The organism is Pseudomonas sp. B19125 (assembly GCF_044218855.1).
GTDB classification, from domain to species: Bacteria; Pseudomonadota; Gammaproteobacteria; order Pseudomonadales; family Pseudomonadaceae; genus Aquipseudomonas; species Aquipseudomonas edaphica.
The window spans coordinates 4,409,513-4,421,257 of the sequence record NZ_CP162589.1 but is presented as its reverse complement, the minus strand read 5'-3'; the positions used below and the strand labels follow the sequence as shown (position 1 = coordinate 4,421,257).

The following is an 11,745-nucleotide window of genomic DNA, read 5'->3' as shown; positions in this document are numbered from 1 at the left end:
TTGTTGGAATTATGGGCCGACGTTGCGGCGCAATCAGGCTAGCGGGTGTTTGAGTAGATTGAAAATATATAGAAAGTGTTGATGGCAGAGGTTTTGGATATGGCTAATAGCGCTTGCCAGATTAAGATCAAAAGCACATTTGTGTGCGCCGCGAACTGCTTTTCTGTGGGAGCTGGCTTGCCTGCGATGGCATCAACGCGGTCTACCTCACACACCGAGGTGTTTGCATCGCAGGCAAGCCAGCTCCCACATTCATCAGCGGTTCTCAGTGCATCTTGCTGTGGTCCATGTCACCCATATCGGTCAGCGCGTGGGCAGGGGCTGTTACTTCAACGGTCTGCTTCTCACCCTTGGCGTTTTCCACGGTCAAGGTCAACGGCACCTGGTCGCCTTGCTTGATCTGGCCGGTGAGGCCCATGAGCATCACGTGGTAGCCCTCCGGGTCGAGTTTGACCGCTTTGCCGGCAGGCAGGGCCACCGAATCCACCGGGCCCATGCGCATCACGTCGTCCTTCATGCTCATCTCATGAATCTGCACGTCCTTGGCCACAGGCGACTTCACGCTGAGCAATTTGCTGTCGCTGTCGGCGGTGACGGTCATGAACGCGCCGCTGGAGGTCTGGCCCGCCACGGTCGCGCGTACCCATGCATCGCTGACCTGAACCTGGGCGCTGGCGTGCGCCGCGAGGCCCAGCAAGGTGAGGCCGAATGTCAGGCGCTTGAGGGTTTGAACGGCAGTCATTAGCAGACCTCCATGACGGTGAGCAGGTCTTCTGCGCACTCTTTAGCGGTAAGGGATGCCGACAGGCCCAGGCGTAGATTGCCGCGGGTGTCGAACACGAAACTGGTGGAGGTGTGGGACAGGGTGTAGGTGTCTCCGGCCGGGATCTTTTCATAAAAGATTCCGAACTCCTTGGCGGCCACGGCGATTTCTTCCGGGGTGCCATACAGCGCTTCGAAGCTGGGGTCGAAGGCCTTGACGTAGCGGTCGAGCAATTCGGGTGTGTCACGCTCGGGGTCGAGGGTGATAAACACCACCTGCATGATTTTGCCATCGCGGCCCATCAGCTTCTTGGCCTGGGCGGCGCGGGCCAGGGTGGTGGGGCACACGGCCGGGCATTGGGTGAAGCCGAAGAACACCACCGGCATCAGGCCACGGTACGAACTCAGGGTGACGGTTTCGCCGTCGGTGTTCTTGAGCTTGAAGGTGCGGCCCATGATCTTGTCACTGAGGTCCTTGCCGTACTTGAAGTTCAGCTTGGGGCTGTAGTCACAGCCGCCCAGCAGGCTGCCCAGGCCCAGCAGGCCCATACCGGTCAGCACTTTGCGGCGGGTGAATAACGTACTCATCAACTGTGCATCCTGTGAAACGCCTGCATTGCTCTGGATCTACAGTTCAGGCTTTGAAAAGGAGTAATGATGCGGGCGCACAGTCTACCAACCCCGGCCAGCCCACGTAATCTGCGACGTTCTGCCACAGGGGCGCGTGGCGCTTCATCCTTTTGCGGCTTCGGTGGTAGAGTCGCCGCCATGAAATTGAGCCACCCCGACCGTTCACTGATCGCCTGGGCCCTGTACTTCTGCGTGCTGATGAACCTGTTCGTCTGCGGTTTGGGGCATGGGCAGATGATGGGCCTGCAGCTCAATGGTATCGGCGGGGCGTTCTGTTCGGTGGACGGCAGCCAGGCGCCGCTTTCCGACAAAGGGTCAGGAAACACGGCCTCCAGCAACATCTCGAACTACTTTGCCTGCCCGGTGTGCGCGGCCGTGACCGTGGCCATCGTATTCATGATCGGCCTGGCCTGGCTGCTCGGCCTTGGGCAAACCCCGCGCCCGGCCCATGAACGGCGCAACAAGGCACCGCCACGCTATTGCTGGCCGTCGGCCAACCCTCGCGCTTCCCCCACTTTCTGACGTGTGCCTTGGGCTTCCTGTGATCAGGAGGCGTTCTATCGTCACGACTGTGAGTGCGTTTCATGAACCCACCTTTGCCAGCAGGCGCCAGCCGCCTGGTCAGCAAGGCATCCCGGCGTTTGCGCGCCGAACCCTTGCGCCCCGAATACCCAAGCAATTCGCGCTGCTTCGTGCACCTGGATGCACGTCTGTTGCCGTATTGGCACACCTTGTTCGATATCTGCCCGGCGCTGCTCAAGCTCGACCCTCCGGAGGGCTTGAACTTGTTCCGCAGCTTTATGACCTGGGCCTATCGCAACCAGGTCGCCCAGGATTGGACCTATCACCTGAATGTGTGCCGCTGGCTGTTGGCGTCCTCGTATCGGACGCGCATCGATGAGGAGCCGATCGAAGCCTTTATGGCGGCCGCGGCAGCACGCTGGATCAATGCCGATGAAAGCCAGGCCCAGGGCGTGGTCCTGGCCTGGCGAGACGCAAGGGTGTTCGACTGGAAGGGCAGCGCCTTGGCGGGCGTTGAGCATCAGATACTGCCGGACCCGGCAGGCGACTTTGCCTGGTGCCCGCTGGCCAAAAACGGTTTCAGCGGCTGGTTGCCGGTGCCGTAAGACCCTAAGAGCGTCCCAAAATCTCGTAGGAAACGGCCTGATGTTTCGTGCGGGCATCCTCATCAATTCTATTTTTTTGCCGGGAATGCCATCTTCACGGTCTTTGTAATGCACAGACTAATAAGAGGCTGAGATGACGAAAACTTCTGATGAGATGCCCCATTCCTTCTGCGCGAGCGACCGCTACGACCCGGTCAGTCGGGTCTTGCATTGGTTGATGGCAATTGTGTTTGCCTGGAGTTATTGCTCGGCGGTTGTCCACTTCCTGTCCTCCGATTCTGCGCTGGACAAGTGGCTATGGCCGTATCACAAGTCGGCGGGCCTGCTTTTGCTGGTGCTGCTGATACTGCGAGCCGGCTGGAACCTGCTGAACCGGCACAACCGCCCGCCGAGTTTCAACCGTGCGGCTGCTGTCGGGCATGCTGTGCTGTATGCGCTGATGTTCCTTATCCCTGTTATCGGGCTGGTACGCCAGTACGGCTCCGGTCGTGAGTTTTCGGCGTTTGGCCTGCCGATAATGGCGGGTTTCGAGGGCGATAAAATCCAGTGGATGATTGACCTGGGGCGCAATTTTCATAGCTTGCTGGGCTGGACAATGCTGGTGTTGATCGTCGGTCATATCGGCATGGTGATCGTGCATTCTCTGCGCGGCAATCCGCAGGTGTTGCGACGCATGACGGGAGGCGCCCGCCGGTTATGGCGCTAGGTCAACGGCCTTTTTTGGGGGCTTTTTTCTGGGTTTTCTTCCCGCCTTGCTGCTGAGTTGACGTGCCGCTGGAGGAGGTCTTTTCCTTCTGCGGCGTTTCAGCTTTTTTGTTGCTGTCCGACGGGCTGCTGGGGTATGTGCCCGGAGGCAGGGCCGAACCGGGTACGGCATCACCGAAGGCTGCGTAGGCGGGGGTTGCCAAGCACCCGGTCAGGCAAATCACTAACACGATCTTGCAGGAAATACCGGTCTTCATGACGAGAATCCTTTTCCATGCTTCACCTGTCAAAAGCTGCCCTTGCTCTGAATCCGAAGGGAGGCATTAATTGGGAGTGCAGGGGATCCGGCAAAGTTTTGATTTTTTTCGCCGCCACGACGAAAGGCCATGAACCGACATTTTTAATGAACCCTCACGCCGATCACTTGACCTAATGCATACGACCTCAGGAGGTGATGCATGCAAATAGACTATATCTGGATCGTGCTGGCGGTGATTTTGCTGGCGTTGGAATTGTGGGCGATCAACATCGTGTTGCGCAGCACCGGCGGCTGGGAGACCAAGGGGTTGTGGTTGATCATTCTGATTTTTGTGCCGTTGTTCGGGCTGATTGCCTGGGCCATGTTCGGGCCAAAACGTGAGATGGCCCAGCACCGTAAATAAATAGCACCGTAAATAACCAGCACCATAAATAGCACCGTAAACACTGAACACAAGCCACACAGCAAACAGGCGCCCCCGGGCGCCTGTTTGCGTTCAAGCCTGCCCGTTATCCCGCGACCGCCTTGGCAATCGCTTCGTTGAATGCCGGCAGGTCATCCGGTGTGCGCGAGGTGATCAAGGTCCAGCCATTGGCCTTGCACGCCTTGACCTGGGCATCTACCACGCCTGCAGCGCCGGCGTTTTCAAGGTCGATGCGCACGCTCTTGTATGCGGTGAGCGTCTTGCCTTCGATCACGCCGGCATCGATCAGCGCCCATGGCCCGTGGCAGATGGCGGCGACGGTTTTGCCGGCTTTGACGAAGTCGTTGATCAGCTTCAATGCGGCCGCGTCCTGACGCAGGGTGTCGGCATTCACGGTGCCACCGGGAATCACCAGCGCGTCGAAGTCACTGCTCAGCACCTGCGACAGCTTGACCTCGGATTCCACGGTCTGGTCCTTCTCGGTGTCGCCGACGAACGTCTGCACGGTGCCGCCTTTGCTGGAGCCATGCGTCACCGTCGCACCATAGCCACGCAATGTTTGCAGAGGCTTGAGCAGCTCGTCGCGCTCGATGCCGGTGTTGGAGGTGATGATGAGGATGTTCTTGCCGTTGAGTTGTGAGCTCATGGTCGAGTCTCTCCTGCTGGATGGATTAATCATGCGGTGTGGGAGAGTGGATCGAGCGTGGGCGGCAAAGGTTTAAATTAATTTGGACTTTTTTCTTGGGTGGTTTTCGAGGAGGGCCGACCTGCAAAAATCCTGAACTATCGAAAATCGCTGGCCTCTGCTGCATAGACGCCTGCTGCTTTTTGCGGGCCTTCTATTGCCTGGAGACTCACCATGACCGATCCCAAGACTGTCGACAAAACCCCGGAACCCATCAGCTCTGAAGATGCCCAGAAAGGCCGTCAACAACCTGCCAAGGGGCAGACGCTGGAACAGCCCAACCCGAAGACCAAAGCCGTGGACAAAGTGTTGACGCCCACGTCGATCAAGGACACTGAACGCCAGACTGACGCCATCAACGAGCAGGCCGCCAAGGCCGAGCGCAAGCTGGGCCACTGAGCATGGCCCGTTCGATCACGGCGTCTGAACTGGGCATTGAGCTTGCGCCCGACGATGACGCCAGCCTGTTCAAGTGGTTTATCGCCAGCTTCCTGATGGGCAAGCGTATTCAGGCGCCCATCGCGGCGCAGGCTTACAAGGTGATCGTGGAGCAAGAGGGCCGCGACACTGCACGCAAGTTGCAACATTGCACGTCGCGTGAGCTGGTTTCGATGCTCGGGCGTGCCCATTACGTGCGTTACGACGAAAGCACGGCGCAGCGTCTGCTGGACCTCAGCGCCAAGTTGAATGCCGAGTACGCGGGCAAGATCAGCCACATGCGCAGCGCCAGCGAAAACCGTGAGGCCTTCGAAAAACGCCTGGCCGAATTCGACGGCGTGGGGCCAAAAACCATCGAGATTTTCATGCGTGACGCGGCCAAGGTTCTGTTTTGATGGCACCGCTATTCGTGCGCTGTGCCGGCTGGAGTCTGCCGCGCGCACACTGGCCGGACTTTTCGGGCGTTCGGTTTTCGGTCAAGGCGCCCAAGGGCATCACCCATGAACTGCGCTTGCAGCTCTGCGAGACGGTACTGGATGAGTTCCTTGAGCAGTGCTTGCACTTGGGGGAGCAACTGGGCTGCCTGCTGATTCAATCACGCCGTGACCGATGGCTTGTTGCTACTCGACCTCTACCCGCAGCACTTCCAGGCCTAGTTGCTCATACGCCTCGACACTCGGCACATGCCACTCGGTGATCAGCGTATGAATACGGTTGCACGGCGCCACCACAAAGGGTTCTACCGCGCCGAGCTTGTCGGCCATGGTCACGGCCACCACGTGGGAGGCGCTGTCGAGCAGGGCTTGTTTGACCGTTACTTCATCGAAGTGCAGCGAAGTGATGCCCACTTGCGGGTGCAATGCACAGACACCGGTAAACAACAGGTCTGCCTGGATGCTCTGAATCAGGCGTACAGCTTCGTGGCCGCTGGTGGAGAGGGTCGCCGGGTTGATCTGGCCACCGGCCAAAATCACTTTGACATTTGGGTGGTCCGCCAAGGCGATGGCAATCATCGGTGACGGCGTGACCACCGTCAGGCGAATGGCGTGCGGCAATGACTGGGCAATACGCAGCGTGGTTGAGCCCGAATCGAACAGCACAATCTGGCCGTCTTCTACGCGGTCCGCCGCGAGTTGCGCGAGGTGGCGCTTGGCTTCGTTGGTCTCGCCGACGCGGGTGAAAAAATCCTTGCCGGTGTCTTTGGGCCGGGGCAAGGCGCCGCCGTGTACGCGTTGCAGCAGCCCGGCGGCGGCGAGTTCGCCGAGGTCGCGGCGGATGGTGTCCTGGGACACGGCGAAGTGCTCGACCAATTCTGACGCAGTGACTTTGCCGTCGCGCTCCAGCAGCAGCAAAATCTTCTGTTTGCGCAACGAAGGCAGGTCGATAGCTTGATGTGTGTTATGCATGTTTGTGCGTCTTTCTGCGTGTTTATGCAAGATTAATCACCCGTCCACGCAAACGCAATGGCTGGTTACCAAGCCGATGGGCGGTTACTCTCCAGGCTCAGTTCAGGGAGAGGTGACCTAGATGCCGTTGATCACAACCATCGAAGATTTACGCAGGCTCGCGCAAAAACGTGTCCCACGGATGTTCTACGATTACGCCGACTCCGGCTCCTGGACTGAAAGCACTTACCGGGCAAATGAAAGCGATTTTGCCCGCATCCAATTTCGTCAGCGGGTGGCGCGCAATATCGATGAGCGTTCAATCCGCGCCAGCATGATCGGCCAGGACATGGCCATGCCCGTGGCTTTGGCGCCCACTGGGCTGGCGGGCATGCAGCATGCCGATGGCGAGATCCTCACCGCCCGCGCGGCTGCCGCTTTTGGCGTGCGTTATACCTTGTCGACCATGAGCATTTGTTCGCTGGAAGACATCGCCGCCCACGTTGGCCAACCGTTCTGGTTCCAGTTGTATGTGATGCGTGATCGCGCGTTTATGCAGCAGTTGATCGAGCGCGCCAAGGCTGCCGGTGTGGACGCGTTGGTGCTGACTCTGGATTTGCAGATCCTCGGCCAACGCCACAAAGACTTGATCAACGGCTTGTCGGCGCCGCCCAAGCTGACTGTGCCGAATATCCTCAATATGCTGACCAAGCCGCGTTGGGTGGCGGGCATGCTCGGCACCAAGCGCCATGGCTTCGGCAATATCGTCGGGCATGTCAAAGGCGTGGCCGATATCACTTCGCTGTCATCCTGGATCGGCCAGCAATTCGACCCGCGCCTGAGCTGGGACGATGTGGAATGGATCAAGCAATGCTGGGGCGGCAAGCTGATTATCAAGGGCATCCTGGATGTGGAAGACGCGCGGCTGGCCGCTAATTGCGGTGCGGATGCGCTGGTGGTGAGCAACCACGGTGGGCGCCAGCTCGATGGCGCACCGTCGAGCATCAGCCAATTGGCGGCGATTGCAGAGGCTGTGGGCGAGCAGATTGAAGTGTGGCTCGATGGCGGCATTCGCTCCGGCCAGGACGTGCTCAAGGCCATGGCATTGGGGGCCAAAGGCACCATGATCGGCCGGGCGCATTTGTATGGTTTGGGCGCGTTGGGTGAAGTCGGTGTGACCAAGGCGCTTGACATCATCGCCCGCGAGCTGGATGTGTCGATGGCACTGTGTGGCTATAACGATATACGCGATGTGAATCGCGAGATTTTGCTGCCGGGTAGCTTTCCCACAGGGGTTTGCTGAGCAAAAAAATCGTAAAAAAGTAAAAAGAGTTGTCCACGAAAACCGTGGGTATCTCTGTGGATAACTTTGCGAAGGCCCGGCAGGGTTGGCGATTTAACCTTCGGTTAATATTTGATCAGATTCTATTTTGGACCAGTATGGGCAGGGTTGGCGCTTGACAGCCAAGCGCGAACCCAGTGCCGAAAACTGCTATTACGACTCGCCGTCGCGACCTGTGGAGTGCGTGGCGATGGTTGCTGGCGTCGTTGCTGGCATCTTCGCCTGCATGAGTTTTTCCAGGGCCTGGCCATAACTGCGACCCGCCAGGCTCATGCTGTTGTTGTGGGTGGCGCCGGGTACGAGCAGCAACCGCTTGGGCTCCTGGGCGGCTTCAAACAACTGCTGGCTGAAACGCGGTGGCACGTACTGGTCGGCCAGGCCGTGCACCACCAGCAACGGCATGTGCACGTCGGCAATCTTGTCGATGGAATCGAATTTCTGCGACAGCAGCCAACGCACCGGCAATGAGGTATTGGCCACGGCGGTGGCCGCATCCCCCAGGGAAGTAAAGGTGGACTCGATCACCAGCCCGCGCACCGGCACAGGCGCTTGTTTGCTCAGCTCAGCGGCGAGATCGATAGCCACGGCGCCGCCCAGCGAATGCCCGTAGATCAGGCGTTTGCCGGGGTCGGGCTGCAATATCTGGAAACGTTCCCAGGCAATGCGCGCGTCCTCATACACACTGGTTTCCGACGGCAAATCACCGTGGCTCTGGCCAAACCCGCGATAGTCGATGGCCAGCACCGAGAAGCCCAGCGCGTGCAGTTGTTCAATGCGAAACAACTGCCCGGTAAGGTTCCAGCGCACGCCGTGCAGGTAGAGGATCGCCGGCGCATCCTTGTGGCCGGCCGGGTACCACCAGCCGTGCAGATTCTGCCCCGATTTGAAACTGGCCGGCTTGATATCGAATTCCTGCACCGCCTTGGGCAGGCCGGTGTACCAGCCGGCGGTGCCCGGCTCGATGCGAAACACCAGCTCACGCTCCTTGTGTTGCAGCACGGCGCAGCCCACCGGCAGGCCGACAATCAGGATGGCCATGCACAGCAGGGGAACCCAGCGCAGGCCCAGGCGGGACAGAAAACGAGAGGACATGAAGGTTCCAGGACAAAGGCGAAGCAGGCGTTTTACCAGATGGCGTGGGCCGGCAGGCATTAATTCGACGGCCGTAGAGGGGGATTGCTTGCAAAGTGTTGCTGCCTTGAACAACCTCTGCTCGGGTTGTTAGGGTGGGCGGCCGAACAGGAGAGCACAGACATGGATTTCACCGGCAAAACGGCAATCATCACCGGCGGCGCGCGCGGGCTGGGCCTCAGTTATGCACGGGCGCTGGCCCAAGGTGGCGCGCGGGTGGTGATCAGCGATATCGGCGCCAACAAGGTAGGCGTCGGCACTGATGCATCGGTGGTGCACGCGGCGGCCGCAGCCTTGCAGGCCGAAGGGCTGGCGGTGCTCGGGCATGGCGGCGACCTGTCTACGGACGAGGGTTGCCGACAACTGATCAGCTTCACCATCGAGGCTTACGGCCAGCTCGATATCCTGATCCATAACGCCGGTTGGGTCGGTTACCAGAACATCGCCGACCTCGACGCCGCGTTCCTCCAGCGCACCATGGACATCAACCTTTACGCGCCGCTCTGGCTGTGCAAGCACGCCTGGCCGCACCTGCTGCGCTCAGCGGCGCCGCGCATTATCCTGACCACCTCCGACCGCGCCATGTACGTGGAGTACGAGCAAACCGGGCTGGTGGCTTACAGCGCCGGCAAGATGGCGCAATTGGGCATCATGAATGCACTGAGCCATGAAGGCGCCGAGGCCGGCATCAACGTCAACGCGATCTCGCCGGTGGCCAAGACGCGCATGTGGGGCGTGACCGACGAACCGGATGAACTCAAGCCAGAGTGGGTGACGCCGGGCGTAGTGTTCCTGGCCTCTGGGCAGTGTCAGGACACGGGCTACATCCTGCGCGCCAGCAATGGTCAATTCACCGCCACGCGCTTCACCGAAAACCCAGGCGTGGAGTACCCGCGCAATCTCGCACGCATCAAGGCGGCCAATGCGCAAGAAGTCGCCGCCGCGTGGTCGCGCATCAAGCAGCCGCTGGCTCAGGCCGGCGTGACCAGTTGAACCCGATTACGCCCCTGCGCCTTGGCCAGGTACAGCGCCTGGTCGGCCTGGGACAATAAATGCGATAAGTCACTGCCCGCTGCCTGGGTGGTGACGATGCCGATACTCACGCTCAGAAAGCCCGGCGCCAGCAACTCCAACCGCGCAAACGCCAGGCGGATTCGCTCGGCCACTGCCAACGCATCGGTTTCATCGCTGCCTGCCAACAGGCAGGCGAACTCTTCGCCGCCAATGCGTGCGAACACATCCTCGTTGCGTAACGCGTCCTGCAGCACCTGGCTGAAGGCAATCAACGCCTGGTCGCCCATGGGATGGCCGAAGCTGTCGTTCAGGCGTTTGAAGTGGTCAAGGTCGCAAAGCAACAGGGCCGCGCATTGATGGCGGTGCAGCAGGTGTTCACCCTTGAGCATAAAGGCGCGGCGGTTGCCGATGCCGGTCAGCGCGTCACTGAAGGCGGCGGCCTTGAAGCGCAACTCGGCGCGCTCCTTGACCATCGCCAAGGTGACGTAGGCGATACCGATGGCGTACAGCATCGACTCAAACAGCATGAATGCAAAAAACGGCGTGCTTTCACTCTCCGAGGCCCGTTCGCTGTTGATCGGCAGGCCAGGGTCGGTAAAGGCGCGCACGCCATAAAAACCGGTGTGCCACAACGTCAGCACCAGGGCCGGCACGTAGGCCACTTCCAGGCTTTTGCGCTTGCGCCACAGCTCCAGCGCCGACAGCACGCCGTAGCCGGCAGCCAATAGTGAATACAGGGTGACGCGTGCCGACAGCGAGCCATAGAACGGCGGCACCAAACACATCAGCAACCACAGGACGGCGCCGGCGAGGATGCCCGGTACATTGGGTTTTTGTTGCACGAAGGTGCGCATGGCGGTCCAGTTCATGGCGGCGCTGAGCAGCAGCACCACGTTGCCGATGACCAGCGCGACAAAGTCCATGCCCACGCCGCGCACCACAATCAGCCCGGTGCCCAGGGCGGCGAGCAGCAGCATGCTGCCCAGATAGCCCAGGGTCGGTTCGCGGCCACGACTCCAGGCATGTACCGTGAGCAGGCCCATGAGGCCGAACACGAACATGGCTACCATCAATAGCGTCGGGAGGTGCAGCATCATTGGCGTGAACCTGGCGATCCTTCTTGGGTGGCGATTGTATCCGTAAGCAGGCCGCTTGACGCTGGTATTGCTGGCGCGACATGCTCCCGGCTTCTATGAGCAAAGGCCCGACCATGGACAACAGCCCTATTCGCATCACCGCTGAAGAAACCCTTTCAGACAGCTGGTACAACTTGAAAAAGTACAGCTTCGACCTGCGTCGCCAGGATGGCAGCTGGCAGGCCCAGACTCGTGAGGTGTATGACCGGGGCAATGGCGCGACCATTTTGTTGTACAACCGTGGGCAGCGCACGGTGCTGTTGATCCGGCAGTTTCGCATGCCTACGTTTGTCAACGATTACCCCGGCTACTTGATCGAAGCGGCCGCCGGGTTGCTGGACAATGCCAGTCCTGAAGAACGTATTCGCCTGGAGGCTGAGGAAGAGACCGGGTATCGCGTCGGTCATGTGGAAAAAATCTATGCGGCGTTTATGAGTCCAGGTTCGGTGACTGAGCGGATTCACTTTTTTATCGGTGAGTATACGCAGGCGGATCAGATTGGTACGGGGGGCGGGCTGGAGGAGGAGGGCGAGGATATCGAAGTGCTGGAGTTGGGGTTTGAGCAGGCGCTGGCGATGGTGCAGAGTGGGGAGATTGTCGATGGCAAGACCATTATGCTGTTGCAGCATCTGGAATTGCGGATGCTTAAAGATGGCTGGTGATTGAGTACATATCCGTTGCTGCGGTAACGGCTACTTAGGGTTCCG

17 protein-coding genes are annotated in these 11,745 nt (G+C 59.7%); 10 read left to right on the top strand and 7 right to left on the bottom strand.

Annotated elements, in window-relative coordinates:
- Positions 1-265: 265 nt before the first annotated feature.
- Positions 266-742 carry a copper chaperone PCu(A)C gene (locus AB4P96_RS19785; RefSeq protein ID WP_395599964.1) on the bottom strand — a complete coding sequence of 159 codons (477 nt, stop codon included), beginning with the start codon at positions 740-742 and terminating at the stop codon, positions 266-268.
- Positions 742-1,350, bottom strand: coding sequence for an SCO family protein (locus AB4P96_RS19780; RefSeq protein WP_017134494.1), 609 nt, complete (start codon positions 1,348-1,350; stop codon positions 742-744). Before AB4P96_RS19780 ends, AB4P96_RS19785 begins: the two co-directional genes overlap by 1 nt.
- A gap of 180 nt (positions 1,351-1,530) precedes the next feature.
- Between AB4P96_RS19780 and AB4P96_RS19775 the strand changes: the two genes are divergently transcribed.
- The 3 genes from AB4P96_RS19775 (at position 1,531) to AB4P96_RS19765 (ending at position 3,225) form a co-directional block, all read left to right on the top strand.
- The gene (locus AB4P96_RS19775) at positions 1,531-1,914 is read left to right on the top strand and encodes a DUF2946 domain-containing protein (RefSeq protein ID WP_017134493.1); all 384 of its coding nucleotides are present in this window, start codon (positions 1,531-1,533) and stop codon (positions 1,912-1,914) included.
- Positions 1,915-1,976: 62 nt separating this feature from the next.
- Positions 1,977-2,519, top strand: coding sequence for a putative natural product biosynthesis protein (locus AB4P96_RS19770; RefSeq protein ID WP_017134492.1), 543 nt, complete (start codon positions 1,977-1,979; stop codon positions 2,517-2,519).
- 133 nt (positions 2,520-2,652) lie between these two features.
- The gene (locus AB4P96_RS19765) at positions 2,653-3,225 is read left to right on the top strand and encodes a cytochrome b (RefSeq protein ID WP_099548703.1); all 573 of its coding nucleotides are present in this window, start codon (positions 2,653-2,655) and stop codon (positions 3,223-3,225) included.
- 1 nt (position 3,226) lies between these two features.
- Here the strand turns inward: AB4P96_RS19765 and AB4P96_RS19760 are convergent, their stop codons facing one another.
- Positions 3,227-3,481: a hypothetical protein gene (locus tag AB4P96_RS19760; protein WP_176991106.1), complete on the bottom strand. Its 255-nt coding sequence runs from the start codon at positions 3,479-3,481 to the stop codon at positions 3,227-3,229.
- A gap of 201 nt (positions 3,482-3,682) precedes the next feature.
- Here AB4P96_RS19760 and AB4P96_RS19755 point away from each other — a divergent pair, with 201 nt between their 5' ends.
- Positions 3,683-3,886, top strand: coding sequence for a hypothetical protein (locus tag AB4P96_RS19755; protein WP_017134489.1), 204 nt, complete (start codon positions 3,683-3,685; stop codon positions 3,884-3,886).
- Between the two features lie 106 nt (positions 3,887-3,992).
- On the opposite strand, the gene AB4P96_RS19750 is transcribed toward AB4P96_RS19755, so the two are convergent.
- Complete coding sequence (locus AB4P96_RS19750) at positions 3,993-4,553, bottom strand: type 1 glutamine amidotransferase domain-containing protein (protein WP_017134488.1); 561 nt, start codon at positions 4,551-4,553, stop codon at positions 3,993-3,995.
- Positions 4,554-4,766: 213 nt separating this feature from the next.
- On the opposite strand from AB4P96_RS19750, the gene AB4P96_RS19745 reads away from it, so the two are divergent.
- Genes AB4P96_RS19745 through AB4P96_RS19735 form a run of 3 tightly spaced genes read left to right on the top strand, consistent with a single transcriptional unit; the run spans position 4,767 to position 5,727 of the window.
- Positions 4,767-4,991 (top strand): hypothetical protein, encoded by a 225-nt coding sequence (locus AB4P96_RS19745; protein ID WP_017134487.1) that lies wholly within the window; start codon positions 4,767-4,769, stop codon positions 4,989-4,991.
- Between the two features lie 2 nt (positions 4,992-4,993).
- Positions 4,994-5,425, top strand: a complete 432-nt coding sequence (locus AB4P96_RS19740) for a hypothetical protein (RefSeq protein ID WP_017134486.1) — start codon at positions 4,994-4,996, stop codon at positions 5,423-5,425.
- Positions 5,425-5,727, top strand: a complete 303-nt coding sequence (locus tag AB4P96_RS19735) for a DUF72 domain-containing protein (protein ID WP_080593722.1) — start codon at positions 5,425-5,427, stop codon at positions 5,725-5,727. Before AB4P96_RS19740 ends, AB4P96_RS19735 begins: the two co-directional genes overlap by 1 nt.
- On the opposite strand, the gene AB4P96_RS19730 is transcribed toward AB4P96_RS19735, so the two are convergent.
- Positions 5,651-6,436 (bottom strand): DeoR/GlpR family DNA-binding transcription regulator, encoded by a 786-nt coding sequence (locus tag AB4P96_RS19730; protein ID WP_017134485.1) that lies wholly within the window; start codon positions 6,434-6,436, stop codon positions 5,651-5,653. The genes AB4P96_RS19735 and AB4P96_RS19730 overlap by 77 nt on opposite strands.
- Positions 6,437-6,557: 121 nt before the next feature.
- On the opposite strand from AB4P96_RS19730, the gene AB4P96_RS19725 reads away from it, so the two are divergent.
- Positions 6,558-7,718, top strand: a complete 1,161-nt coding sequence (locus AB4P96_RS19725; protein ID WP_169988744.1) for an alpha-hydroxy acid oxidase — start codon at positions 6,558-6,560, stop codon at positions 7,716-7,718.
- A 192-nt stretch (positions 7,719-7,910) separates the two neighbouring features.
- On the opposite strand, the gene AB4P96_RS19720 is transcribed toward AB4P96_RS19725, so the two are convergent.
- A complete protein-coding gene (locus AB4P96_RS19720; protein ID WP_099548701.1) occupies positions 7,911-8,849 on the bottom strand; it encodes an alpha/beta hydrolase in 939 nt (312 codons plus the stop codon).
- A 162-nt stretch (positions 8,850-9,011) separates the two neighbouring features.
- On the opposite strand from AB4P96_RS19720, the gene AB4P96_RS19715 reads away from it, so the two are divergent.
- Entirely contained in the window at positions 9,012-9,881 is an 870-nt protein-coding gene (locus AB4P96_RS19715; RefSeq protein WP_236462419.1) for an SDR family NAD(P)-dependent oxidoreductase, read from the top strand.
- Here AB4P96_RS19715 and AB4P96_RS19710 read toward each other — a convergent pair.
- Positions 9,860-10,999, bottom strand: coding sequence for a GGDEF domain-containing protein (locus tag AB4P96_RS19710; RefSeq protein WP_169988749.1), 1,140 nt, complete (start codon positions 10,997-10,999; stop codon positions 9,860-9,862). The two genes, AB4P96_RS19715 and AB4P96_RS19710, sit on opposite strands and share 22 nt — an antisense overlap.
- Positions 11,000-11,112: 113 nt before the next feature.
- Between AB4P96_RS19710 and AB4P96_RS19705 the strand changes: the two genes are divergently transcribed.
- A complete protein-coding gene (locus tag AB4P96_RS19705; protein ID WP_395600990.1) occupies positions 11,113-11,700 on the top strand; it encodes an NUDIX domain-containing protein in 588 nt (195 codons plus the stop codon).
- Positions 11,701-11,745: the final 45 nt, after the last annotated feature.